Here is a 25695-nt window from a genome sequence, read left to right as displayed (position 1 = left end):
GGGCGTGCGCGGACGGAGCGCCGGGATCCTGTTTCTCGTCCTGGCTGTGATGCTGGCGACGCTGCCGGTCAGGGTTGCGGCCGCCATTACGACGGCGTTCACCACCCGGTTCGACGTGAACGTGAACGGCTCGATCATGCTGCGCGGAAACGCGAACCTGACGTGTCCGGTGCACCTGCTCACGCCGACCTGCTCGGCGGCCCGCAACGGCACCGGGTCGACCCTCAACGAGGAGCTCAACAACAACGGCTATCCGATGGTCTTCACCGACGCGGACGGCGACCCGGCGACGTTCAACGACAGCACCGCCACGGTCGACATGCCGGCCGGCAGCACGGTGCTCTTCGCCGGCCTCTACTGGGGCGCCGACCCGTACGCCGGCACCTCCGTCGGCGTCCTGCTCGGCACGGCGGCGCCCAGCCCCGCGGACCGGAACAAGGTCCTGTTCCGTACGCCGGCGGGCTCCACCTGGAACCCGATCACCGCATCCGACCTCTACGAGACCACCCTCTCGGAACCGGTGTACCAGGGTTTCGCCGACGTGACCGCGCTGGTCTCCGGCGCCGGCAACGGCGTGTACTCGGTCGCCAACATCCAGGCGGGCCGGGGCAAGGGCAAGTACGCCGGCTGGACCCTGGTGATCGCGTACTCGAACCCGGCCGAGGACCTGCGCAGCCTGCGCGTCTACGACGGGTTCGGCCTGATCGACTCGGGCAGCACGACGATCCCGGTGACCGGCTTCGAGGCGCCGCACAGCGGTCCCGTGCAGGCCGAGGTGGGCGCTGTCGCGTACGAGGGTGATCTGGGCAAGACCGGCGACGGCCTGCAACTGAACGGGCAGTCGCTGAGTGACGGGGTGAACCCGGCGAACAACGTCTTCAACAGCACGGCCAGCGAGGGCGGTGCGATCCTCGGCGGCCGCAACCCGGGCTATCGGAACCTGTTCGGCGTCGACATGGACCAGTTCAACGCGTCCGGGATCCTGCCCAACGCCGCGACCAGCGCCACCTTGCGGATCAGCACCTCCCAGGAGACGTACTACCCGGGCGTCATCACGATCGCCATCGACCTGTACGCCCCCAAGATCGTCACCGCCAAGACGGCGACCGACCTGAACGGCGGCACGCTGGTGCCCGGCGACGAGATCGAATACCGGATCGAGGCCCGCAACGACGGCAACGACATCGCCGACGGGGTCACGCTCGCCGACGCCATGCCGGTCTACACCACATACGTCCCGTCCTCGTCGAGGGTCGGGGGCGCGGCGGTGACCGACGCGGCCGACACCGACGGCGCCCGGGTCAGTGCCGGCACGGCCGTGTTCCAGCTGGGCAGCATCCCGTACCAGGGCAGCACGTATGTGACGTTCCGGGTCAAGGTCAACCTGAACACCCCGGCCGGGTACGCGATCAGCAACCTGGTCAACGTCAGCTACACCGGCCGCACCACCAGCGTGGCGGTGGCCGCGGCGGGCGGCACGTCGGCCACCCCGGTGCTCCAGCCGGAGAGCGACCTGGCCGGCGCGCTGGCCGTCGTCCCCGCGTACGTGCAGCGTGCCTCGACACCCGCCGCGGTGACCTACACCGCGACCGTGACGAACGTCGGCCCGCACCCGGAGCCGGCCGCCCGGGCCCAGCTCACCCTCCCCACCGGGCTGACCGCCGGCACCCTGCCCGCCGGGTGCGCGGCAGCCGGCCCGGTGGTCACCTGCCAGCTCGGTCCGGTGATCGCCGGGCACCAGGCCAGCGTCAGCATCCCGGCGACGGCCGGCTCCTCCACCGCGGCGGACGCGGTCGCCACCGTGACCGCCGCCGGCGCCGGACGGGACACCGTGAGCGGCAACAACACCGGCACCGCGTCGCTCGCGGTCAACTCGCCGCCGGTCGCGACGGCCGACACCGCGGGCACCTCGAACGGCCGAGCGGTCTCGATCGACGTACGCGCCAACGACACCGACCCCGACGACACGGTCTCCACCCTGCTGGTGTCGATCACCGCCGCACCGGCGCACGGCACCGCGGCCGTCGCGTCGAACGGCACGATCAACTACACCCCGGTGTACGGCTGGACCGGCGCCGACGTGTTCACGTACGAGCTGAACGACCGCAACGGCGGCACCGGCACCGCCACGGTCACGGTGACCACGGCGAACGCCCCGCCACAGGCCTTCGACGACGAGCGCAACGCCCCGCCGGCCAGCCCGGTGCCGATCTCCGTGCTGGCCAACGACACCGACCCGAACAGCGCTTTCGGCGACACCCTGTACCTGGCCGCGTTCACCCAGCCGCAGTCCGGCGAGGGCACCGTCACCCAGCTCGGCAACGTGCTCACCTACGCACCGGACATCTCGTTCAGCGGCCGGGCGCACTTCACCTACACGGTCGAGGACAGCAACGGCGGGCAGGACACCGGCGACGTCTACGTGGACGTGGAGAACGCGGCGCCGACCGCCGCCGACGACGCGAAGACCACGCCGTTCGAGACCGACGTGCTGATCCCCGTGCTGGACAACGACACCGACCCCAACGTGGGTGACTCCAAGATCCTCGTCTCGGTGGACGCGCCCGGCGTCCAGTCCGGCTCCCAGGTCCTCTACCAGCCGCCGGCCGGGTACTCCGGAACCGTCGACTTCTCCTACCGGATGCGGGACGTCGGCGGGCTCATCTCCACCGCGATGGTCACCGTGACGGTGCTGAACGATCCACCGCACGCCGCCGACCACGCGGTGAACACCCCGTACGGCACGCATCTGGACGTCGACGTGCTCGCCGGCGCCACCGACCGCAACCTGCCGCCGGACACGCTCCGGGTGATCGGCGTGACCAACCCGGCCGACGGCACGGCCGTGATGGGGTCCGGCGGCATCGTCCGGTACACCCCGGACGCCGGCTTCTCCGGCATCGATCACTTCGACTACACGATCGACGACGGCCACGGCGACACCGACACCGGACGGGTCACCATCGATGTGGCGAACGGGCTGCCGCGGGCTGTCGACGACGCGATCACCGTGCAGGCCGGCGTGCCGCTCGCCATCGACGTGATGGCCAACGACACCGGCGACCCGAACGGCGACCCGCTGACGCTCAGCGTCACCTCGCCGGCCGCGTTCGGCCTGGCGACCGTCGGTCCCGGCAACCGGATCACCTACACACCGGGCACCGGGCACCGAGGCGCCGACGCCTTCGGATACACGTTGAGTGACGGCCTCGGGTCGTCCTCCGCCGTCGTGACGATCGGCGTGGTCAACTCCGCGCCGGTCGCCCGGCCCGACGCGGTCGCCACCGACACGAACACCGCGGTGGTCGTCGACCCGCTCGCCAACGACGGCGACCCGAACGGGGACGCGCTCACGCTGGCCGGGATGACCGCCGCCGCGCACGGCACGATGACAGACAACGGCGACGGGACGTACACGTACACACCGGAGACCGGCTTCTACGGCACCGACACGATCGGGTACGCGATCAGGGACCCGTACCGGCTAGCCGCCTCGGCGGTCATCTCGATCACGGTGCGTAATGCCGCGCCGGTGGCGCTCGACGACTCCTTCGTGGCGCATCCGCAGGTCACCACGACACTGGACGTCCTCGGCAACGACTCCGACCCGAACACCGGGCAGGAGCTGAGCATCGCGTCGGCCGGACCCGCCGGCAAGGGCTCGGCCGTGCTGGCCGAGGACGGCACGCTCACCTATCGGTCGTCGCCCGGCAGCACCGGCCAGGACACGTTCACCTACGCCGTCACGGACGATCTGGGACGCACCGACACCGGCCTGGTGACCATCACGATCAACGGGCCGCCTGCGCCGGTCACCGACTCGGTGACCACGCCTTCCGGGACGCCCGTCGACATTCCGGCGACCGCCAACGACCTCGATCCGGAATCCGAGGCGCTGACGGTGGTCACGGTGGGCACGCCCGGGCACGGCACTGCCGCGATCAACGGGGACGGCACTGTCGGTTACGCGCCGGATCCGGCTTTCGCCGGGACCGACACCTTCCCGTACGAGGTACGCGACGTCACCGGCAACACCGCGACCGGAAGCATCTCCGTGGTGGTCGAGAACGCGCCGCCGATAGCCCGTCCGGACTCCTCGGCGGTGCTCACCGGCCGCAACGTCCTGATCGACGTGCTCGCCAACGACACCGACGCCAACATCGCGCAGACCCTGTCGATCAGCTCGGCGAGCGTGCCCGGCCACGGCGTCGCCTCCCTCTCCGGCGGACAGATCCGGTACGCCCCGACGGGGAACTGGACCGGCCAGGACACGTTCACCTACCAGGTCAGCGACGGCGCGGGCGGGCTCGGCTCGGCCACCGTCGACGTGACGGTCACCGACGGGCAGCCGATCGCGAACCCGGACCGGACGGCCACCGGGTACCGGACCGCGGCCACCGTGCCGGTGCTCGCCAACGACGCCGACCCGGCCGGAACCCTCGCCGTCGTCGCGGTGACCCAGCCGTCGCACGGCGTCGCCTCGTTCACCACTGCCGCGGTCCGCTACGTCCCGGCTGACGGGTTCAGCGGCACCGACACGTTCAGCTACAGCGCGGAGGACGACGCCGGGACCCGGGTGACCGGAACCGTCACGATCACGGTGGGCGCGCCGCCCGCCGTGCCGGACAGGTCGGCGGCCACCGGGCCCGGCGAGAGGGTCGGGATCACGCTGCCCGGCACCGATCGTCAGGGGCGCCCGGTCACGGTCACCGGGCTCGGCACGCCGGCACACGGCACGGTGGCGCTGAACGCGGACGGGACCGTGACGTACACGCCAAACCCGGGCTTCAGCGGGACCGACACGTTCACCTACACGGTGGTGGACGAGTACGGGAACCTGGCCGAGGCGACGATCGAGGTGAGGGTGGCCGCGGCTTCCGTACCGAACCCGTCGCCCAGCCCTCATCCCGCGCCCAGCTCTTCGCCGCCCAATTCTTCGCCGCCCAGCTCTTCGCCACCCGGCTCTTCGCGATCGCCCAGCTCGTCCCGGTCGCCCGGCGTCTCGCCGACCGTGGCTCCGAGCCCGACCGATCCGGATGACGGCCCCAATCGGGTCCCGCTCATCGGGCCGGACATCCAGGCCGTGACGGCCGGCGAGCAGGTCACCATCTGGCCGCTGCGCAACGACACCGACCCCGACGGCGACCCGATCTCGCTGATCGACGTCGGCCGGCCCGCACACGGCACCGCCACCGCATCGAGCGGGTCCCCGTCCGGTCTCGCGGCCGCCCGGAGCAGCACCGACAAGATCGTCTACATCCCGGCGCCGGGCTTCGCGAGCGGCACCGACAGCTTCACCTACACGATCGGCGACGACCGGGGCGGCACCGCGACCGGCACCATCACCGTCCGGGTCGTCGCGGCCGCGGACCCTCTGCCGGTCACCGGCCACGACCTGATGTCGCTGGCCCGGATCGGCACGGCGGTGATCCTGACCGGAACCGGCCTCTACATCCTCAGCACGCCCCCGGCCCGGAAGCCCCGTTCCCCCGCCGGCTAGCGACCGACCCCCGCCGGCGCACGACCGACCCCCGCCGGCGCGCTGTCCCTGCCGGCTTGCGGTCCCCGCCGGCTTGCGGTCCCCGCCGGCTGAGGGCAGCGAAAAGGGCGGCCCGCCGAAGCGGACCGCCCTTTCCTACGACTGGACTCAGAAGTCCATGTCACCGCCGCCCGGGGCGCCGGCCGGAGCCGGGTTCTTCTCGGGCTTGTCGGCCACGACGGCCTCGGTGGTGAGGAACAGCGCGGCGATCGACGCGGCGTTCTGCAGCGCCGAACGGGTGACCTTGGCCGGGTCGATGATGCCCGCGGCCAGCAGGTCCACGTACTCACCGGTCGCGGCGTTGAGGCCGTGACCCGCGGCGAGGTTGCGGACCTTCTCCACCACGACGCCGCCCTCGAGGCCGGCGTTCACGGCGATCTGACGCAGCGGGGCGTCGAGCGCGACCTTGACGATGTTGGCGCCAGTGGCCTCGTCGCCGACCAGGTCCAGCTTGTCGAACGCGGTCTTGCCGGCCTGCACGAGCGCGACGCCACCACCGGGGACGATGCCCTCCTCGACGGCCGCCTTCGCGTTGCGAACGGCGTCCTCGATGCGGTGCTTGCGCTCCTTGAGCTCGACCTCGGTGGCCGCGCCGACCTTGATGACCGCAACGCCGCCGGCCAGCTTGGCCAGGCGCTCCTGCAGCTTCTCACGGTCGTAGTCGGAGTCCGAGCGCTCGATCTCGGCGCGGATCTGGTTGACCCGGCCCTGGATCTGCTCGCCGTTGCCGGCGCCGTCCACGACGGTGGTCTCGTCCTTGGTGATGACGACCTTGCGGGCCTGACCCAGCAGGGACAGGTCAGCGGCGTCGAGCTTGAGGCCGACCTCTTCGCTGATGACGGCGCCACCGGTCAGGATGGCGATGTCCTCCAGCATGGCCTTGCGGCGGTCACCGAAGCCGGGGGCCTTGACGGCGACCGACTTGAAGGTGCCACGGACCTTGTTGACGACCAGGGTGGCCAGGGCCTCGCCCTCGACGTCCTCGGCGATGATGACCAGCGGCTTGCCGGACTGCATGACCTTCTCGAGGATCGGCAGCAGGTCCTTGACCGCGGAGATCTTGCTGTTCGCGATGAGGATGTAGGGGTCGTCGAAGACGGCCTCCATCCGCTCGGCGTCGGTCATGAAGTAGGCCGAGATGTAGCCCTTGTCGAAGCGCATACCCTCGGTGAGCTCGAGCTCGAGGCCGAAGGTGTTGCTCTCCTCGACGGTGATGACGCCTTCCTTGCCGACCTTGTCCATGGCCTCGGCGATGATCTCGCCGACCGTGGAGTCACCGGCGGAGATGGACGCGGTGGAGGCGATCTGCTCCTTGGTCTCCACGTCCTTGGCGAGCTGCTGCAGGCCCTCGGAGACGCTGGCGACAGCAGCCTCGATGCCCCGCTTCAGGGCCATCGGGTTCGCGCCCGCGGCCACGTTGCGGAGGCCTTCACGGACCAGCGCCTGGGCGAGGACGGTCGCGGTCGTCGTGCCGTCACCGGCGACGTCGTCCGTCTTCTTCGCGACCTCCTTGACCAGCTCAGCGCCGATCTTCTCGAAGGTGTCCTCGAGCTCGATCTCCTTGGCGATGGATACACCATCGTTGGTGATCGTGGGGGCGCCCCACTTCTTCTCGAGAACGACGTTGCGACCCTTGGGGCCGAGCGTCACCTTGACCGCGTCAGCGAGCTGGTTCATGCCCCGCTCGAGGCCCCGACGAGCCTCCTCGTCGAATGCGATGATCTTGGCCATACGGCGTTGTCCTCCCGGACATCCGCGGTGCCGGGCCTCGTCGGCCCCGCTCTCCGCACGTTGAGGAAGTCTGCGGACGTCACCACCTGGCGATGTGACGTCCTCAGGCCGAGCCGGATAGCCCGCGACGACCGGTTTCGTGTCGCAGCGCCGATGGCAGCGCAACGACCGGAACCCCACCGTCCCGACCTGTTGGCACTCACAAGCCGCGAGTGCCAATCACTTGTTTAGCACTCCCCGGTACCGAGTGCAAGAAACACCATCTTCTCGCGAAACCTCCGGACCGGCCCGGTATTCCGATAAGGATCTTGAAAGCGCAGGTCAGGGTTGCCCGGGCGGGGACCGGCGGGTATGGAGGACGTCATGGACAACTGGACCGTACGCCGGGTCACACCAGAAGACGCGGGACGGATGCGAGCGCTGCGCCTGGAGATGCTCGCGGACAGCCCGCTCGCCTTCCTGGAGACGCTCGCCCAGGCCGCGGCCCGGCCGCACGAGAGCTTCCGCCACCGGATCCGGCAGTCCTCCTCCGGGCCGGAGACGGCCCAGTTCATCGCCGAGCCGCCCGGCGAGCCGTTCATCGGGCACGCCGGCGGGACCGTGCTGCCCGACGAGCCGCACTGCACCGTCGTCTTCGCGGTCTACGTGACGCCCGCCCACCGGGGCGGCAAGGTGCTCGCCCAGCTCGTCGACGCGGTGGCGGACTGGTCGCTCGCGTCCGGGCGGAACGAACTGATGCTGGAGGTCGTGGTCGGCAACGAGCGGGCCGTCCGGGCGTACCAGAAATTGGGTTTTGCCGACACCGGTGTGCGCCTGCCGCATCCCACCGTTCCGGTGCTCACCGAGCTGCAGATGCGCCGGCGGATCTGATGAAGCCGCGGACCCGCACCGTGCTGACCGCCGTGAACGGCACCACCGCGGCGGGCCTGCTGATCGCGAAACTCACCGGCACCACGATCAAGCGGGGCCCGGACGGCATCCTGATCGCCGAGGGCTACCGGTTCCGGAAACCGCCGGCCTCCTGCTTCACCATCGGCTCAGTGATCATCACGAAGAGATCCGCGGAGTGGTTGCTGGACTCCCGGCGCGCGCGCCTGCTGGCCCACGAGAGCAGACACGCCAGTCAGTACGCCGTGCTCGGCCCGCTCTTCTGGCCGGCGTACTGGGTCGCCTGCGCGTGGTCGATCACGCTGACCAAGTCGTTCGGGGCGCGCAATTACTTCGAGAAGAGGGCCGGGCTCGCCGACGGGAACTACCCCGAATTCGAGCCGCTGCGACAGTGGATCCGGCGGGTCCTCCGCCAGGAGTGAGTTTGGTCGGGAGGACGGACGCACAGCGCCTCCGGCACGAAGCCATGTGGGTCAGCGCTGGATCGTTGGGTCCCTCGGAGATTGTCGCCAATGTCCAGGTGAGGGGCCGCTTACGGCGTCGCGTCCTCCCGCGTAGAGCATCCTGCCCATCCGGAGATCGGATCGCAAGTCCTCCGAGGAGGGATTTTCAACAACCGGCAGAGATGCGGTTACTCAGCGTCATCCGAGCAGGCCGGCCTCGCGGGCTCCCTTGAGCGACGGCTTGATCGTGTGAGTCGGTCCAACCTGGCCGGCGATCGCGTCCAGAGTCTTCAGGCCCTCGCCGGTGTTGTAGACGACCGTCTCCTTGGCCGGATCGAGCTTCCCGCTCTCCACCAACTTCTTCAGTACGGCCACAGTGGTGCCACCGGCCGTCTCGGCGAAGATGCCAGTGGTCTCGGCGAGCAGCCGGATGCCGGCGCGGATCTCCTCGTCGTCGGCGTAGTCCATCCAGCCGCCGGTGCGCTTCACGGCCTCGATCGCGTACGGCCCGGCGGCCGGGTCGCCGATGTTCAGCGACTTCGCGATACCGGTCGGCTTCACCGGCGTGATCACGTCGGTGTCGTTGTGCAGCGCGGTCGCGATCGGGTTGCAGCCGGCCGACTGCGCGCCGAACACCGTCCAGCCGCCCTCCGGCGCCTCCACCAGTCCGATCTCGACAAGCTCGCTGAACGCCTTGTCAATCTTGGTGAGCAGCTCACCGGACGCCATCGGGATGACCACCTGCGCCGGGATACGCCAGCCCAGCTGTTCCGCCACCTCGTACCCCAGGGTCTTGGAACCCTCGGCGTAGAACGGGCGCACGTTCACGTTCACGAACGCGGTGTCCTCGAACTCGTCGGTCTCCACCAGCTCGCTGCAGAGCCGGTTGACGTCGTCGTACGAGCCCTCGATCGCGACCAGCTCACCGCCGTAGACAGCGGTCGTCACGATCTTGCCTTGCTCCAGGTCGGACGGGATGAACACGATGCTCGGCACACCGGCACGGGCCGCGTGCGCCGCCACCGAGTTCGCCAGGTTACCGGTCGAGGCGCAGGAGAACCGGTTGAAGCCCAGCTCCTTGGCCGCGGTCAGGGCCACCGAGACGACCCGGTCCTTGAAGGAGTGCGTCGGGTTCTGCGAGTCGTCCTTCACCCACAGCGGCGCGGTCAGGCCGATCGCGGCGGCCAGCGCCGGCGCGGAGACCAGCGGGGTCAGGCCGGGGTCGAGAGTCACCCGGGTGGCCGGGTCCTGCCCGGCCGGGAGCAGCGCCGCGTAGCGCCAGATGTTCTGCGGGCCCGCCTCGATCTCGGCCCGGGTCACCCGCGCGAGAGCCGCCTCGTCGTAGGCGACCTCGAGCGGGCCGAAACACTCGTAACAGGCGTGCTGTGCGGCGAGCGGGTACTCCGCGGAGCAGGCGCGGCACACCAGGCCGCGAGCCGGGGAGGTGGTGGAGGTGGTAGCGGTGGGTGCGCTGACGGCAGACGTCATCGAGGCCTTCCTCTCATCTTTCCCCGCGGCGACCTGCCGGAACGGGGACGGAATTAGCACCTGCCGAGCTGGTGGGCCTCGTCATCGAGACACGCGCGGTGGTTGCCGGGGCTTCATCGGGCCGTTCCCTCTGCCCCTCTGGATGAGGTATTCAGTTGTTTCCCGAAGCTTACGACGAGAGACCGAGATCTCCACCACGAGTTCCCGAGGTGTGAGCGACTTCCCTCCGCCCTTTACCGCTTCCCCGCGCCCTCCCCCGACCACGCTGAGTGTCCTCGTCGCCGGGCAACCAGCTGCTTCACGGAACCCGGCGGACGCTATTGGCCCCACGAAATACCGCACACCCACTACCACTCCGCCGTCCCGTGCCCGACTCATCGCCTTTATGCCCGTGGACCGCCGTGATGCGGCTCTGGCCGGTAGAGGCGGGCACACCGAAGCCCGCACCAGCAACGACGAGGGCACACCGATGCGGTGCGTATGACCCCATCCCTGCCATGGCATAGGCGAGAGCCCACAACGACGTTATGTGTGCTCTGACCACCCCTCCGGCGCCGCCAGCAGCCCACCTCGAGCAGGAGCCGTGCGCCCTTGACCCGGTCGGCCGACACGAAGAGCCGGCTACCCCGCTCAAGACCAAGCCGCGGACAAACCCGCAGCTCATCGCAATGATCCACTTGAACGCGCACGAACCGGCGGCGGGCCCGCGAACGGGTGGCGGGCGATCTGCTGGCGCGGCGGGGACGGGTGGATGGGTCGGCCGGGGGCGGGACTGAGAGGAGAAGGGCGCAACCGCTCACGCACGCCGCGCGGGGCAGGCGTGCGTTCCGGACGCGCCAGCGGCCGGCACGCCGGCCCGCGCGCCTCGGCGGGAGCGGCGGTCCGCACCCACCACCCCGCTGCGACCCCCGCTTTTTAAGAAGTTACGTCCTTGCGGGTGAAGCGGTAGAACGCCAGCCCCCAGAAAAGCGTCGCGTACACGACCGCCGAGATCGCCCCCTGCGCCAGATCCTCGGTCTGCACCGGGCTGGAGAGCAGCCCGCGCCAGGCGTCGGCGTAGTGGGTCGGCAGGAGGTTGCGCAGCGCGCCGAGCGCGGTGATCTGGTCGAGGATGCTGGAGAGGATCCAGAGCATCACGGCGCCGCCGACCGCGCCCAGGGCCGCGTCGGTCAGCACCGACAGCAGGAACGCCAGGCCGGCCACCACGAGCATCACCACTGCCAGGTACGCCACGACGGCCAGCAACCGCAGCAGGCCTTCGGAAGCCGGGAGTTCGGCCGCGATGGTGCTGCCGAGCGGCCCCCAGCCGTAGCGCAGCGTGCCGATCAGCAGGGCCGTGCCGGTGAGGGTGAGCAGTGCCAGCAGGGAGTACACGCCGGCGACGATCAGTTTCACGCCGAGCAGCCGGCCGCGCGGGACCGGGATCGCCAGCAGGTAGCGCAGGCTGCCCCAGCTGGCCTCGGACGCCACCGTGTCGCCGAAGAACAACGCTACGACCACGACCAGCAGGAATCCTGCGGAGACGGCGAGGGCGAAGAGGGCGAAGTTGAGCCCGCCGGAGGTGGCCAGGTCGGCGATGCTGCTGAACGCGCCGCTGCCGTCGCCGTCCTCCTCGGGGCCGGGGTCGCCGACCTCGAACGCGATCAGCATGATCAGCGGCAGCAGCACCATGAAGCCGAGGGCGAGCTGGGTACGGCGCCGGGAGGCCTGGCGGCGCATCTCGGCCCAGATCGGCAGGGTGCGTGACGCCCGGTATCCGGTGGCGGCAGCGGCGCTGTTCGAAACAGCGGCAGCGGCGCTGTTCGAAAGGTCGGCGGCGCTGTTCGAAAGACCCGAGCTCATCGGTCCCCACTTCCCCGCGAGTTGTCGCCCACCAGGGCCAGGAACGCGTCCTCGAGCCGGCGCCGGGGCACCAGGCGGTCCACGCCGATGCCGGCTTCGACCAGGGACGCGACCAGCTCGGAGCGGGCAGTCCCGTTCATGTCGACGATCAGGCCGGACGGTCCCTCCGGCTGCACCGAACGCACGCCGAGGCGGGAAAGGACCCGGGTGGCGCCGGGCACGTCGGAGACGTCGAGCTGCACCGACGGCGAGTCCCCGACGATGTCCTCGACCTGGCCGGACGCCACGATCCGGCCCTTGTTGACCACGACCGCGTGTGTGCAGGTCTGTTCCACCTCGGCGAGCAGGTGGCTGGAGACCAGCACGGCCCGGCCGTCGGTGGCGTACCGCTGCAGGACGCGGCGCATCTCGGCGATCTGCGGCGGGTCGAGGCCGTCCGTCGGCTCGTCGAGCACGAGCAGCTCGGGCATGCCGAGCATGGCCTGTGCGATGGCGAGCCGCTGGCGCATGCCGTGGCTGTAGTTCTTGGTGCGGCGATGCACCGACGCGCCCAGGCCGGCGATCTCCAGCGCCTCGTCGAAGCGGGCGTCCGCCCAGGGGCGGCCGGTGGCCTGCCAGTACGCCCGGAGGTTCTGATAGCCGGTGAGGTGTGGCAGGAAGCCGGGGCCCTCGACCAGCGCGCCGACCCGGGACAGGATCGGCGCGCCGGGCACCAGCCGGTGCCCGAAGACGAAGATCTCGCCGGCGGTCGGTGTGGTCAGGCCCATCAGGACCCGCAGCGTGGTGGTCTTGCCGGCGCCGTTCGGTCCGAGCAGGCCGACGACCTGACCGCGCTCGACCGTGAAGCCGATCTCCTGGACCGCCACGAAACCGTCGCCGTACGCCTTGCGCAGGCCGTTCACCACCAGCGGGGTGTCCGCGTAGCGCGCCTCGACGGTGATCTCCCGGCGCCGGTGCCGGCCGCGGAGGACCAGCAGGACGACGACGAGCCCGATCAGGACGACGGCGACGACACCGGCGAGGACGTACCACCAGAGGGTCGCCGGGTTGGCGATCGGCGTGCCGGTCAGCGTCGGCAGGGTGAGCGCAGGCTCCACCGCGACCGTGTAGGTGGCCGGTTGCGCCGGCGTGAGGAACGCCTGGTCGGAGGTGGCGACCGCGACCCGCAGCGTGTGCCCGGCCTCGATCCGGCGCACGATCGCCGGCATCGTGACGGTGACCGGCTGCGCGTCGTCGATGGTCGCGGGCAGGCCGGTGAGCCGGACCGGTGCGACGAGGCCGGCGCTGAGCGTGGCCGCGCCGCTCTGGTCGACGTCGTAGAGCTTCACGAACAGCGTGGCCGCACCGGTGGGCGAGGCGGCGCGCAGCCGCACCTGCGGCGATCCGCCGACCTCGATCGCGGCGTCCAGCGGCTCGGAGGTGAACGAGGCAAACTGACCGGGAACGTCCATCGCGACGCCGCCGCTGAGCACCGACGTGAGCCGCCCGCCGAGGCCGGGCAGCGAGCTCAGCGCGCCGGGATTGCCGTTCGGCGGGTTGGCGATCGGCTGCGCCGATCCGGTGAGCGAGATCTGGGTGCGTCCGGTTCCGCCCATTGACGGGTACGCCTTCGCGGAGTACCCGTTAGTCACCAGGCCCCGATCGAGGGCGCTGAAGCCGGCCACCCGCGACCAGGTGAAGTCGTCGCCGGGCGCCTCGCCCTCGCCGTTCAGGTAGTGGTCGAGCCACTGCACGGTGAGGTACTTGACCCGGTCCGAGTCGGAGGCCGGCCCGGCGCCGCCGTCGTGCCCGCCGGTGAACCAGGCGACGCGGACCGGGGTGCCGGTCGCGGCGATCCCGCGCGCGTTCGCGTCGGCCTCGGAGAGCGGGAAGAGCGTGTCGACAGCGCCCTGGATCAGCAGCGTCGGCGCCTTGATCTTGTCGAGGACGGCTGCCGGGCTGGATTTCCGCAGCAGCTCGACGGTGGTGGCGTCGGGGGTGCCGGTGGTCGCCATCTGCAGGTACGCGGCGCAGACGTCGGCCGAGAACCGGCCGCAGGCGGGGTCGCCGACGGGGTCGCCGGCCGGGTCGCCGGCCGGTGCGGTCTGATCTTGGGGGACCAGCGACGCCGACCCGTTCCCGAAGAACAGCCCGGCCCAGGACTTCTTGAAGACGCCGACCCCGCCGGTGTCGGCGGACTGCGGCAGGAACGACGTGCTCAGGTCGTTCCAGGTGATCGACGGGACGATCGCGTCGACCCGCTGGTCCTGGCCGGCGAGCATCAGCGCGAGCGCGCCGCCGTAGGAGCCGCCGACCACGCCGACCCGCGGGTCACCGGCGGCGTCGGTGCGCACCTCGGGGCGCTGCGCCAGCCAGTCGAGCAGCCCCTGGGCGTCCCTGACCTCGTAGTCCGGGTGGTCCAGGTGGATCTCGCCGCCGCTGCGGCCGAAGCCCCGGGCGGTGTAGGTGAGCACCGCGTAGCCACGGTCGGCGAGGCTCTCGGCGTCCGAGCTCACCGACTCCTTGGTGCCGCCGAAGCCGTGCGCGAGCAGCACGGCCGGCACCTTCCCGGAACGGTCCCGCGGCAGGTAGAAGCGGGCGTCCAGGTCGACCGGCTCGTTCCCGGCCGGTCCGGAGCGCACGGTCAGGCGCAGATCCTCGGCGGTCCAGGCGTCGGTGTCCGAGCGGACCTGCCAGATGGTCGCGGCGGCGAGCAGCACGACCACGACCCCGGCGATGATCGCCCGGCGCCGGGTGAGCCGGGGCAGCTTGCGCAACCCGGCGGTCAGGGCAGACATGGCGCACACGGTAGTCCGATCCGACTGTGCGGCACCTGTGAACCGGTCAATATCCCGAGGCGGTCCGGTGGCGTTCCTCGACGCCCGCGGCGACCCGGGCTCGGTCACCTCGATGATCAGTACAAGCCTCGACAACGGCTTCCCGAGCCTGCGGCGGATAGCGTGGACGTCCAAGAGCCCCAAACGATCAATTCGGAGGCATCCGCGGTGGCTGATGATCTCACGCTGACCGTGACATTGCGGCCGGCGGCCCTGGACGCACGGCGGGGCATCGTCCGCCTTCACCCGGAGGTGATGGCAGCCCTCGCGCTGCGGCCCGGCGATCCGGTACGGCTGACCGGCGCCCGCACCACGGCCGGCATCGTGGCCCGCGCCGAGGCGACGGCGAGCCGTGCGCTGCTCTACGCCGACGACCTGATCCTGGGCAACCTCGGTGTCCGCGACGGCGGCCAGGTCACTGTCACCCCGGTTCCGGTCGTCGCGGCGCGACGGGTCACGCTCACCGGCCCGGCGGAGATCGTCGCGGTGGTCTCCCCCGAGATGCTGCGGCTCGCCCTGCTCGGCAAGGTGGTCAGCACCGGCGACGACGTGTCGCTGCTGCCGCAGGACGTGCTGCCGGGCGCCGGCGACCGGGGCCTGGTCGAGGCGGCGCGGCGCAGCCTCGCCAACCGGGTGGGGTACGCGTGGACCAGCACCCTGCTGACAGTGACCTCGCTGGACGGCCCGGATGCCGCTCTCGTCACCATGGACACCGTGGTCGCGTGGCAGGACGGCCAGGTCACGAGCGGCCCGGCTCCGGCGGCCCCGGCTCCGGTCCGTGGCGAGCCCGCGTCGACCGACCCGGACGTGCCGCCACCCAGCCTCGACGACCTGCCGGGTCTGCGGGCCCAGGCCAAGGAGCTGGAGGAGCTGCTCGACCTGGGCTTCCACCACGGCGAGGTGCTGGCCCGGCTGGGCACCAAGGTGACCCTCGGCGTGCTGATCTCCGGCCCGTCCGGTTCCGGCAAATCGGCGCTGGTCCGCGCCGTGGGCACCGCGGTCGGCGCGACGGTGCGGCCGGTGTGGGCGCCGGAGCTGGCCGCGCTCACCAACAATGCGGCGGCGGCCCGGCTGCGGGAGCTGAGCCAGGAGGTGCGGGGCGGCAAGCCCGCCGTGCTCCTCATCTCCGACGTGGAGGCGCTCGCGCCCCGCGAGGAGCCGGGCCCGATCTCCACCGTCTTCCGCCAGGTGCTCGCCGAGACGGTCGCGGGTGGCGCGGCGGTGGTCTGCACGACGAGCAAGCCCGAGTCGGTGGATCCGGCTCTGCGCGCGCCCGACCTGCTCGCCGTCCAGCTCACGGTCCCGCTGCCGGATGCCGCGATGCGCCGCGAGCAGCTGGACGTGCTGACCCGCGGGATGCCGCTGGCCGAGGACGTGCGGCTGGACGAGGTGGCCGGCCGTACCCCCGGCTTTGTCGCCGCCGACCTCGGCGCGCTGGCCCGCGAGGCAGGGGTCCGCGCGGCGCTGCGCCACGTCGGCAACGGGACCGGGCCGGAGGCGCCGACCGTCACGATGGCCGACTTCGAGGCGGCGCTCGACGTGGTCCGGCCCACCTCGATGGCGGAGTCCACGCTCGAGGTCGCCGAGGTGACCCTGGACGACGTCGGCGACATGGCCGACGTGAAGCAGACGCTCACCGAGTCGGTGCTGTGGCCGCTCACCTATCCGGACACGTTCGCCCGGCTCGGCGTCTCACCGCCGCGTGGCGTGCTGCTCTACGGCCCGCCCGGCTGCGGCAAGACGTACCTGGTGAAGGCGATCGCCGGGACCGGCAAGGCGAACGTGCTGTCGGTGAAGGGCGCCGAGCTGCTCAGCAAGTGGGTCGGCGACAGCGAGCGCGCGGTGCGGGAGCTGTTCCGCCGGGCCCGGGAGGCCGCGCCGACGCTGGTCTTCCTGGACGAGGTGGACGCGCTCGCGCCGACCCGCGGCCAGGCCACCGACGGCGGCACCACGGATCGGGTGGTGGCGGCGCTGCTCACCGAGCTGGACGGGGTGGAGGATCTGCGCAACGTGGTCGTGATCGGCGCCACCAACCGGCCCGATCTGATCGATCCGGCGCTGCTGCGGCCCGGCCGGCTGGAGCGGCTGGTCTACGTCCCGCCGCCGGACGGCGAGGCGCGGGCCGCGATCCTGCGGGCGTCGGCCCGCGCGGTGCCGCTCGACGCGTCGGTCGACCTGGACCAGCTCGGCGCCGAGCTGGAGGGGTTCTCGGCGGCCGACTGCGCCGCGCTGATCCGGGAGTCGGCGCTGGCCGCGATGCGGGACTCGCTGGAGGCGTCCACCGTCACCGCGGCGAACGTGGCGACGGCCCGGAAACGGGTGCGGGCGTCGCTCGATCCGGACCAGGTGGCGTGGCTCGCGGCGTACGCCGACACGCACCAGCCGTGAGCCCTACCGCCGGCGGGTGCGGGCCCGTGCTGATCGCAGCCGACGCAGCCGGCCGATCAGCACGGGGTCGTGCTCCAGCGCGGCCGGGTTGTCGAGCAGGGCGTTGAGCAGCTGGTAATAGCGGGTCGAGGAGAGGTCGAAGGTGTCCCGGATCGCCTGCTCCTTGGCGCCGGCGTGCTTCCACCACTTGGTCTCGAACGCGATGATCTGCTGTTCGCGCTCGGTGAGGGCCGGTTTCTCGTCTTCCTCCATGGCGCTCCAAGCATCAGCGGGGATCACCAGGATAAGCGTGTCAGGTGATCCCCGCGCACGTTACCTCATGTGATGTCGCGCTTACGCATCGTCCACAGTGCGGCGGCCACGACGAGTACGGCCACCGCTGCCACGCCGATGCTTCCGGCCTGCCAGGTCATCGTGAAGGTGTCCGGCCGACAACCGGCCACGGACGAGTAGTCACAGGACGTGTAGTCGGTGGCGACCCACTCCTTGTACAGCACCGCGAAGATCCAGAAAGGCGTGAACAGCAGGTCCGGGTACTTGAATCCGGCCAGACCGGCCATCACGTAGACGCCGATCTGCACCGCGCCGAGTGCGACGAGCGCGCCCAGCGCCATCCCGGTGTGCCGGCCCAGCGAGGCCAGCGCGAAACCGAGGGCGCCCGCCGCCACGATCAGGCCGAGACCGCGCAGACCCATCAGCCCGAACGACTGCCACACACCGGAGGTCATCTTGTCGGTCGTGCCCCGCGCCTCGGCGAGCACCCGGAACAACCCGGCCCACACCGCGCCGAGCAGCACCGACACGCCGACCAGCCAGCTCAGGAAGACGATCAGCTTGGTGCCCAGGACCCGGGTCCGCTGCGGCCGCCAGAGCAGCAGGTTCATCATCCCGCCGCTGTTCCATTCGGCGCCCACGAAGGACGCTCCGATCAGGAACGCGACAGCGGCCAGCACCACCGCGAACACCGAGATCATGTTCCGGAAGTCCTCGCGCAGGTCGAAGGTCGCCGGCATGTACCACCGGTAGTCGTAGTCCTCCCGCGTCGGCGTGTAGAGCTCGTCGCAGTTCGCCGGCCAGTTGGCGGCCTGCGGAGTGCCAGCGGCAGCGAGGCACTGCTGCTTGTCCGTGGCGGCGGTGCGCAGGGCCTCCTGGTAGTAGCCGTCCGCCTCGGCCTTGGCCGCCGCGATCTGCGACGGGCCCACCTTCTCGCTGGTGAACCAGGAGCCGGCGAAGACCGCTGCCAGCACCAGCAACAGGCCGATCAGGAGCACCTTGGTGAAACGGCGCTTGATCAGGCGCCGGGATTCCGCACGAGCCAGGCTCACTGTCCCCACCCACCCTTGCTCTGGCCAGCGGTCAGCGCGCTCTCGTCCACCTGACGGGTGTGCCCCTCGACCGGCGCGGTGCCGGTCAGCTCCAGGAAGACGTCCTCCAGGTCGGCCGCGACGGGCGTCAGCTCGGTCACGTAGATCTGCCGGTCGGCCAGCAGCTTGGTGATCTGCGCCGGATTGCTCGCGTTGCCGACCGTGAAGTGGTCGGCCGCCATGTCCACCTGCGCGCCGGCGGCGCGCAGGAGCTGGGCCGCGCTCATCAGGTCGACGCCCGGCTCGAGCCGTACCTTGACCGCCCCGCTGGTGTGCTGCGCCAGCACCGACGAGACCGATCCCGACGTGACCCGCCGGCCGGCCGAGATGATCGTGACCGAGTCGCAGATCAGCTGGATCTCACCGAGGATGTGGCTGGAGAGCAGCACCGTCATGCCGGAGTCCGACAGGTCCCGCATCAGCGTGCGCATCTCCCGGATGCCACCCGGGTCCAGACCGTTCGCCGGTTCGTCCAGAATCAGCAGCTTCGGCTCCTTGAGCAGCGCGGACGCGACCGCCAGGCGCTGCTTCATGCCGAGCGAGTACGTCTTGACCCGCTCCTTCGCCCGATCCCGCAGCCCGACCAGGTCGAGCACCGAGTAGACCCGGTTCCGGTTCACCCCTCCGGCGTCCGCGAGCAGCGACAGCGTGGCCTCGGCCGTGAAGTTCCCGAAGAACTGCGGGCTCTCCACGATGGCGCCGACCTCGCGGGCCACTTCCGGCAGATGCCGCGGCACCTCACGCCCGAGGATGGCCATCCGGCCGTCGTTCGGCTTGATCAGGCCGAGCAGCGTACGCAACGTGGTGGTCTTGCCGGAGCCGTTGGGCCCGAGGAATCCGTGCACCTGGCCGGCTTCCACGACCATGTCGAAGCCGTCCAACGCATTCCGGACACCTTTGCGGCTGCGGTAGGTCTTACGCAGCCCTGATATCTCGAGTACGGCGGTCATTCGCCGCACACTAGGTGAAGATCGCCAATACCGGGATCCCGAACACACGTCAGGCGGTGATGACCTCGACCCCGGCGTCGCGGAACGCGTCCACCACCGACGGCGGCGCCCCGGAGTCGGTCACCAGCGTCTCCACCTTGGAGATCGGGCAGATCCGCGCGAACGCGTGCCCGCCCAGCTTCGACGAGTCGGCGATCACGACGACCCGCTTGGCGCGGGCCACCATGAGACTGTTCATCGCGGCCTCGCCCTCGTGGTGGGAGGCCGCGCCGAGTTCGACGTCGAGCGCGTCGACACCGAGCAGCACGATGTCGATGGTCACCTCCTTGAGGAGCGCGCCGCCGAGCGGGCCGACCACCTCGAAGGACTGCGGGCGGACCACCCCGCCGGCCACCACGATCTTCATGCGCGAGCGGACCAGCAGCTCGTTGGCGATGTTGAGCGCGTTCGTCACGACGGTCAGCTGGGCGCCCTCGCCGACGGCGTTGAGGTCGGGCCGGACCGCCAGGGCGCGGGCCACCTCGGTGATCGTGGTACCGCCGTTGAGCCCGACCACCGTGCCGGGGCTGACCAGCTTCGCGGCGGCCTCGCCGATGCGCTGTTTCTCGGCCGAGTGCTTGGCGCTCTTGTACCGCAGCGGCAGGTCGTAGGAGACTCCGTTGGCGACCGCGCCACCGCGGGTACGAGTGATCATCTGCTGCTGGGCGAGCTGGTCGAAGTCACGGCGGATGGTCGCCTGTGACACGTCGAGGCGCTCGGAGGCCTCCTCGACCGTCACACGGCCGTTCTCCGTGAGTAGCTCGAGCAGGGCATTCCACCGCGCGTACCGGTCCACCCGTCACTCCCAGCTGCACGTTTCATGATAGGTGTGTGCACATTAGTGCGCGAAAGGTCCCGAAGCAAAGCGGCGCGATGAGCGAAGGACCTTTGGAACTTGCCCCCGCGCCGGGGCCATGAGCACAATAACGCGCGAAAGTCCCGGGAACCGAGCGCTAATGCGCAGCAACTACCGGTGAGGAACAGCTATGAGCCATGTCAAAGCGGAGATCGCCACTCAGCCGGAGTGCTGGCGGAAAGCCGCGAACCTAGCCGGAGCAGCGCCGGGCCTGCCCGCCCCCGGGGAGCGGGTGGCCGTCATCGGCTGCGGCACGTCCTGGTTCATGGCGAAGGCGTACGCGGCGCTGCGCGAGCAGGCTGGACAGGGTGAGACGGACGCCTTCCAGGCCTCCGAGTTCCCGCACGACCGCCGGTACGACCGGCTCGTCGCGATCACCCGGTCCGGCACCACCACCGAGGTGGTCGACGTGATGCGTGCCTTCGGCGAGAAAGCCCCGGTCACCGTGCTGACCGCGGACCGCGCCCAGCCTGCCGCGCAGATCGCCCGCGACGCCATCGTGCTGGACTTCGCCGACGAGCAGGCCGTCGTGCAGACCCGGTTCGCGACGAGCGTGCTCGCGCTGCTCCGCGCCCACCTCGGCGAGGACCTGGAGCCCGCCGCGATGGACGCCGAGGTGGCGATCCGGATGCCGCTGCCGGTGCACCCCGCCCTGGTCGACCAGATCACCTTCCTCGGCCGCGGCTGGACCGTCGGCATCGCCGAGGAGGCCGCGCTCAAGTGCCGGGAGACCGCGAGCTTCTGGACCGAGTCGTACCAGGCCATGGACTACCGGCACGGCCCGATCTCGATCGCCGGGCCGCGCCGCGTGGTGTGGGCGTTCGGCGACGTGCCGGCCGGCCTCGCCGACGAGGTGGAGAAGACCGGCGCGGCCTTCCTGCACAGCCGCCACCACGGCGGTTACGCGTCGCTCGGCCGCTGGCTCGGCGGTCGTGACCCGCTCGACCCGATGGCCGACCTGATCCTGGCGCAGCGCGTCGCGGTGGCCCTCGCCACCACCCAGGGCCTCGACCCGGACAACCCGCGCAACCTGACCCGCTCCGTGATCCTCGGATGACCGCTGTCGTCATCGCCCTCGACGTCGGGGGCACCGGGATGAAGTGCGCCCTGGTCCGGCCGGACGGCACGGTCCAGCACGAGGAACGCCATCCCACCCGGGCCGAACGGGGCCCGGTCGCGGTCACCGAGAACATCCTGGACGTCGCCGAGTCGCTGGCCGCCACGGCGCGGGCCGGAGGACTCACCCCGGTGGCCACCGGTATCGCCGTGCCCGGTGTGGTGGACGAGGTCACGGGTGTGGCGGTCTGGTCGGCGAACGTGGGCTTCCGGGACGTACCCCTGAGGGATCTTGCCCGGCAGCGGCTGGGCATGCCCGCCGCGCTCGGCCACGACGTGCGCGTGGGCGCCCTCGCCGAAGCGCGCCTCGGCGCCGGGCGGGGCCGCCGGCACGTGCTGTTCGTGGCGATCGGCACCGGCATCGCGGCCGGCCTGGTGGTCGACGGCTCCGGCTATCCCGGCGCGCACGGCGCGGCCGGCGAACTCGGGCATGTGGTGGTCCGGCCCGGCGGCGTGACCTGCGGCTGCGGCCTGCGCGGCTGCCTGGAGGCGCAGAGCTCGGCGAAGGCGATCGGGCGACGGTACGCGGAACTGTCCGGCGATCCGGAGGCCACCGCGTTCGACGTGGCGACCCGGGCGGCGGCCGGTGAGGAGCTCGCCGGGCGGGTCTGGCGGGACGCCGTCGAGGCGCTCGCCGACGGGCTGCTGACCGCGCAGGCGCTCTACGACGTCGGTGTGGTGGTGCTCGGCGGCGGGCTGGCCGAGGCCGGCGACGACCTGCTGCGGCCGGTACGCGCGGCGGTCGCCCAGCGGATCACGTTCCACCGGTCGCCGGAGATCGTCCGGGCGGAGCTGGGTGACAAGGCCGGTTGTCTGGGTGCGGCGCTGCTGGCCCTCGACTCGTTGCAGGGAGACCGATGACGCGCCTGGCAGGCCGGATCGTCACGCCGTCCGGGACGCACCCCGGACAAGTAGTCGTGAACGGCGACTCCATCGCATCGGTGGATCTCGGCGGGACCTCCGGCGACGACATCATCGTCCCCGGCTTCGTCGACCTGCACTGCCACGGCGGTGGCGGGCACACGTTCACCACCGGCGACGCCGCGGCGGCCCGGGGCGCGGCCGCCTTCCACCTGGGTCACGGCACCACCACGATGCTGGCGAGCCTGGTCAGCTCCCCGTTCGAGCTCATGCGCGACGCCACCGAGGCCTACCGCCCGCTGGTCGCCGACGGCGTGCTCGCCGGGATCCACTTCGAGGGCCCCTACCTCTCCCATGCGCGCTGCGGCGCGCAGAACCCCGCGTTCCTGCGCGACCCGGTGCCGGGCGAGCTCACCGAGCTGGTCAAGATCGGTGAGGGCACGGTACGGATGATGACCGTCGCGCCCGAGCTACCCGGCGCTCTGGACGCCATCGCGTTCCTGCGCGAGCACGGCGTGCTGGCCGCGGTGGGACACACCGACGCCACGTACGCTCAGACCCACGCCGGAGTGGCAGCCGGGGCGACCGTCGGCACCCACCTCTTCAACGGCATGCGCCCGCCGCACCACCGCGAACCCGGACCGGTGATCGGCCTGCTCTCCTCGATCGCCGCGGTCGAGCTGATCGCCGACAACATCCACCTGCACCCCGGCATGCTGGCGTTCGCCGCGGGCAGCGCCGGCCCGGACCGGTCGATCCTGGTGACCGACGCGATGGACGCCACCGGCATGCCGGACGGCCGGTACGAGCTGGGCGGCCAGGAGGTCGTGGTCGCCGACCGGGTGGCCCGGCTGGTCCGGGACGGCTCGATCGCCGGCAGCACGCTCACCATGGACGTGGCGCTGCGCAACGCGGTGGCGGCCGGCCTGCCCCTGACCGACGCGGTGACGATGGCGTCGACGACACCGGCCCGCCTGCTCGGGCTGACCGATCGCGGGGCGATAGCGCCGGGCCTCCGGGCCGACCTGGTCGTCCTGGACGCTGACCTGACCATCCGCCGGGTGATGAGAGCCGGGACCTGGGTGACCGCCTAGATCCGCGACGCCGGCAACCCGGCCGGCCGCTCCCACCCGCGCAGCGCCGGGAGCGGTATCGAGTCCCACGGGACGCGGGCGATGATCCGGGCCAGCACCAGCCCGAGCAGCACCCCGGCAACCGAGTCCGTCACCCAGTGGAAGCCGAGGTAGACCGTCGTGCAGAAGACGATCACCACGGGCACGACCCGGATCAGCACCCACTCCCGCCCGGTCAGCGGCCGGTGCAGCAGCGCGGCGATCAACAGCGCCATGACCGTGTACCAGACCAGCACGTTGCCCATGTGTCCGGACGGGTAACTCATCCCGTATTTTCCGATTGCCGCCGGATTGAACAGCTCGGTCTTGTCCGGTCCGGTGAAAGCGGGCGCCGCCCGGTCGAACACCAGCTTCGCCGGCCCGATGGTGAAATACGTCAGGACGAAAGCCGCGACGAACGGCAGAGCCGCACGCACCGACCGCGTCCGCCACACCAGCAGCCCGGTCAGGATCAGCGCGACAGGCATCAGCACCTGCCCACCCTGACCGAGATAGTTCAGCACCCGGGCGGTCCAGTAGAGGACCGGCGGCTGGTGCGCGAAGGCCCAGTCCGCGACCCGCTGATCGAACGCCAGCAGAAAACCTTCGGCGAGAACCCCGGTCAGGAGCGCGAACGCCACCACGGCCAGCAGATCGGGCCACCAGCTACGGGTCCGGACGGGTGCGAGTGACGAAACCACACCACCAAACTAGCGTCTGTTTCAGGAGGGGGGCCGCAGCCCGACTTCCCTCCTGAAACAGACGCTAAAGGTAGGGGCGCAACTTGGCGGCCAGGAGGTCGCCGCGGACCCCGGAGTTGGGGCAGCCGCCGAAGTGGTGCAGCGCCACCACCCGGTTGGTCCGCCGCGACAGCACCGGTGAGCCGGAGGAGCCGCCCGCGGTGTCGCAGAAGTACGAGACGTCCGAGTGCGGGGCGTACCCGGTGTAGTCCGGGTTCTCGACCGCGCAGTTGCTGGCCTTCTCCCCCTTGCCACCGGCGATCCGGGTGGGTTCGCCGGCCGGGTGCTGCGGCACGTAGAGCTCCTGGCCACGGGTGGGCCGGCCGGTGTCCAGGGTGAGATAGCCGAACTTCTCGACCGACGCGAAGCCGTCGACAGTGAAGAGCGTGTAGTCCAGCGTCTTGTCGGTGGCGACCACCTGGTCACCCCAGACCTTCGTGGGCTTGAAGACGTCGTACCCGCCGCACTTGGCGCACTGGTAGTTGAACCACACCTCGGTGTCGTAGGCCTCGCCGGACGACGTGAGGCAGTGGTTGTTGGTGATCATGCGGTTCTTCGCGCCGACCCGCCAGCCGGTGCAGAGCTCGGTGCCGTTGATCAGCAGCCGGGCGATCGCCTTCGACTTGGTGTAGGCGACCGGGTCGGCCGACTGGTAGCAGACCGCGTCGCCGGAGGTGTCCGCCCCGCAGACCGACTCCTCACGGCCGGGCCGAGCCGGCTGCGACTCGCCGGGCCGGGCCGGCTGCGACTTGCCGGGACGGGCCCGCCGCGACTCGCCGCGGTCGAATCCGCGGGCCACCCGGTCGACGCGCACGCCGAGGTTGCCGAGAGCGTCACCGAGGCCGAGCGGGTCGGCCGCGCGGTGCACCTCGACGACCGCGGTGTCCCCGGTGATCGACATGGCCCACCGGCCGTCGTCGGAGGCCTCGTACCGGTAGCTCTCGGTGCCCTCCGGGTTGGAGACGGTCAGGTAGTCCCCGGGGAGCATGTCGAGCCGGTCGAAGTGCACCTTCACGTACGACGCGCCCGGGTAGTGGAACTTCTCCTCCCGCGGCCCGGTCAGGTACTCCAGCACCTTCCGTACCGGGATGAGCTCGCCGACCCGCTGCCGGCTGGTGCCCGTGGTGGTGGCCGATTCCAGCGGCCGGTCACGGCCCTGGCTCGCCGTCTTCGCGGCGGGCTTCCGGGTGGCGGGGGCGGCGGACCCGCGGGACACCGACGGGACCGGAGAGGGCGTCACGGCGGCGCGTTCCGCGCGCGCCGATTCCTCGATCCGGGGCGCGGCGGGTGCCTTCCCCTGCGCTGCCACGTGGGTACGGCTAACCGCCGGCGCTTCGTGCCAGATGCCGACCGGGCGATCGCTGGTGGGTGTCACCGCCAGCGCGGCAGCCGTACCGGCCAGCGCGAGGGCAGTGCACGTTCCGATGACGATGCCTGTCTTGCGTCGCATGCCACTCCCGTACGTAGTCGGCCGTTTCGCACCTGTGTAACGAGCCACCAACGCACGCGACGCGCCGATCGA

The 25695-nt window shown here is 71.1% G+C and carries 16 protein-coding genes, 1 pseudogene and 1 riboswitch; of the genes and pseudogenes, 7 read left to right on the top strand and 10 right to left on the bottom strand.

The genetic code is table 11. The features are described from left to right. Positions 1-4: 4 nt before the first annotated feature. Positions 5-5500 (top strand): Ig-like domain-containing protein, encoded by a 5496-nt coding sequence (locus tag AB0F72_RS15890; protein ID WP_360430888.1) that lies wholly within the window; start codon positions 5-7, stop codon positions 5498-5500. A 147-nt stretch (positions 5501-5647) separates the two neighbouring features. Here AB0F72_RS15890 and groL read toward each other — a convergent pair whose 3' ends face one another. Continuing rightward, positions 5648-7270 carry a chaperonin GroEL gene (gene groL / locus AB0F72_RS15885; protein ID WP_360430886.1) on the bottom strand — a complete coding sequence of 541 codons (1623 nt, stop codon included), beginning with the start codon at positions 7268-7270 and terminating at the stop codon, positions 5648-5650. A gap of 363 nt (positions 7271-7633) precedes the next feature. Here groL and AB0F72_RS15880 point away from each other — a divergent pair, with 363 nt between their 5' ends. After that, a complete protein-coding gene (locus AB0F72_RS15880; protein WP_360430884.1) occupies positions 7634-8140 on the top strand; it encodes a GNAT family N-acetyltransferase in 507 nt (168 codons plus the stop codon). Continuing rightward, a complete protein-coding gene (locus AB0F72_RS15875) occupies positions 8140-8580 on the top strand; it encodes a hypothetical protein (protein WP_360430882.1) in 441 nt (146 codons plus the stop codon). Before AB0F72_RS15880 ends, AB0F72_RS15875 begins: the two co-directional genes overlap by 1 nt. A gap of 219 nt (positions 8581-8799) precedes the next feature. Here AB0F72_RS15875 and thrC read toward each other — a convergent pair whose 3' ends face one another. The 3 genes from thrC to AB0F72_RS15860 all read right to left on the bottom strand — a co-directional run bounded on the left by thrC (position 8800) and on the right by AB0F72_RS15860 (position 14708). After that, positions 8800-10089 (bottom strand): threonine synthase, encoded by a 1290-nt coding sequence (gene thrC, locus AB0F72_RS15870; protein WP_360430880.1) that lies wholly within the window; start codon positions 10087-10089, stop codon positions 8800-8802. Positions 10090-10099: 10 nt separating this feature from the next. Next, positions 10100-10238, bottom strand: a riboswitch (SAM riboswitch). Between the two features lie 766 nt (positions 10239-11004). Continuing rightward, positions 11005-11808: an ABC transporter permease subunit gene (locus AB0F72_RS15865; protein ID WP_360431244.1), complete on the bottom strand. Its 804-nt coding sequence runs from the start codon at positions 11806-11808 to the stop codon at positions 11005-11007. 119 nt (positions 11809-11927) lie between these two features. Continuing rightward, on the bottom strand, positions 11928-14708 hold the full coding sequence (locus AB0F72_RS15860) for an alpha/beta fold hydrolase (protein WP_360430878.1): 2781 nt from the start codon (positions 14706-14708) through the stop codon (positions 11928-11930). 207 nt (positions 14709-14915) lie between these two features. Between AB0F72_RS15860 and AB0F72_RS15855 the strand changes: the two genes are divergently transcribed. Continuing rightward, on the top strand, positions 14916-17135 hold the full coding sequence (locus AB0F72_RS15855; RefSeq protein WP_360430876.1) for an AAA family ATPase: 2220 nt from the start codon (positions 14916-14918) through the stop codon (positions 17133-17135). 3 nt (positions 17136-17138) lie between these two features. Here the strand turns inward: AB0F72_RS15855 and AB0F72_RS15850 are convergent. The 4 genes and pseudogenes from AB0F72_RS15850 to AB0F72_RS15835 all read right to left on the bottom strand — a co-directional run. Then, positions 17139-17363 (bottom strand): annotated as a pseudogene (locus AB0F72_RS15850) (DUF3263 domain-containing protein); the annotation flags it as partial. A gap of 89 nt (positions 17364-17452) precedes the next feature. Further along, positions 17453-18460 carry an ABC transporter permease subunit gene (locus AB0F72_RS15845; protein ID WP_360430874.1) on the bottom strand — a complete coding sequence of 336 codons (1008 nt, stop codon included), beginning with the start codon at positions 18458-18460 and terminating at the stop codon, positions 17453-17455. After that, the gene (locus tag AB0F72_RS15840) at positions 18457-19449 is read right to left on the bottom strand and encodes an ATP-binding cassette domain-containing protein (protein ID WP_360430872.1); all 993 of its coding nucleotides are present in this window, start codon (positions 19447-19449) and stop codon (positions 18457-18459) included. The genes AB0F72_RS15845 and AB0F72_RS15840 overlap by 4 nt, the downstream gene beginning before the upstream one ends. 49 nt (positions 19450-19498) lie before the next feature. Then, the gene (locus tag AB0F72_RS15835; protein ID WP_360430870.1) at positions 19499-20284 is read right to left on the bottom strand and encodes a DeoR/GlpR family DNA-binding transcription regulator; all 786 of its coding nucleotides are present in this window, start codon (positions 20282-20284) and stop codon (positions 19499-19501) included. 190 nt (positions 20285-20474) lie between these two features. Between AB0F72_RS15835 and AB0F72_RS15830 the strand changes: the two genes are divergently transcribed. The 3 genes from AB0F72_RS15830 to nagA are packed head-to-tail and all read left to right on the top strand — an operon-like array spanning position 20475 to position 23415. Continuing rightward, the gene (locus tag AB0F72_RS15830; protein ID WP_360430868.1) at positions 20475-21401 is read left to right on the top strand and encodes a sugar isomerase; all 927 of its coding nucleotides are present in this window, start codon (positions 20475-20477) and stop codon (positions 21399-21401) included. After that, positions 21398-22321, top strand: a complete 924-nt coding sequence (locus AB0F72_RS15825; protein ID WP_360430866.1) for an ROK family protein — start codon at positions 21398-21400, stop codon at positions 22319-22321. Before AB0F72_RS15830 ends, AB0F72_RS15825 begins: the two co-directional genes overlap by 4 nt. After that, the gene (gene nagA / locus AB0F72_RS15820) at positions 22318-23415 is read left to right on the top strand and encodes an N-acetylglucosamine-6-phosphate deacetylase (protein ID WP_360430864.1); all 1098 of its coding nucleotides are present in this window, start codon (positions 22318-22320) and stop codon (positions 23413-23415) included. Before AB0F72_RS15825 ends, nagA begins: the two co-directional genes overlap by 4 nt. Here the strand turns inward: nagA and AB0F72_RS15815 are convergent. Then, on the bottom strand, positions 23412-24134 hold the full coding sequence (locus AB0F72_RS15815) for a phosphatase PAP2 family protein (RefSeq protein WP_360430862.1): 723 nt from the start codon (positions 24132-24134) through the stop codon (positions 23412-23414). The two genes, nagA and AB0F72_RS15815, sit on opposite strands and share 4 nt — an antisense overlap. Positions 24135-24198: 64 nt before the next feature. Then, positions 24199-25623 (bottom strand): serine protease, encoded by a 1425-nt coding sequence (locus AB0F72_RS15810; protein WP_360430860.1) that lies wholly within the window; start codon positions 25621-25623, stop codon positions 24199-24201. Between the last annotated feature and the right edge of the window lie 72 nt (positions 25624-25695).

It is taken from the genome of Actinoplanes sp. NPDC023936, assembly GCF_040639325.1.
In the GTDB taxonomy this organism is placed as follows: Bacteria; Actinomycetota; Actinomycetes; order Mycobacteriales; family Micromonosporaceae; genus Actinoplanes.
The sequence above is the reverse complement of the archived record's forward strand: the minus strand, read 5'-3'. Positions and strand labels throughout refer to the sequence as shown.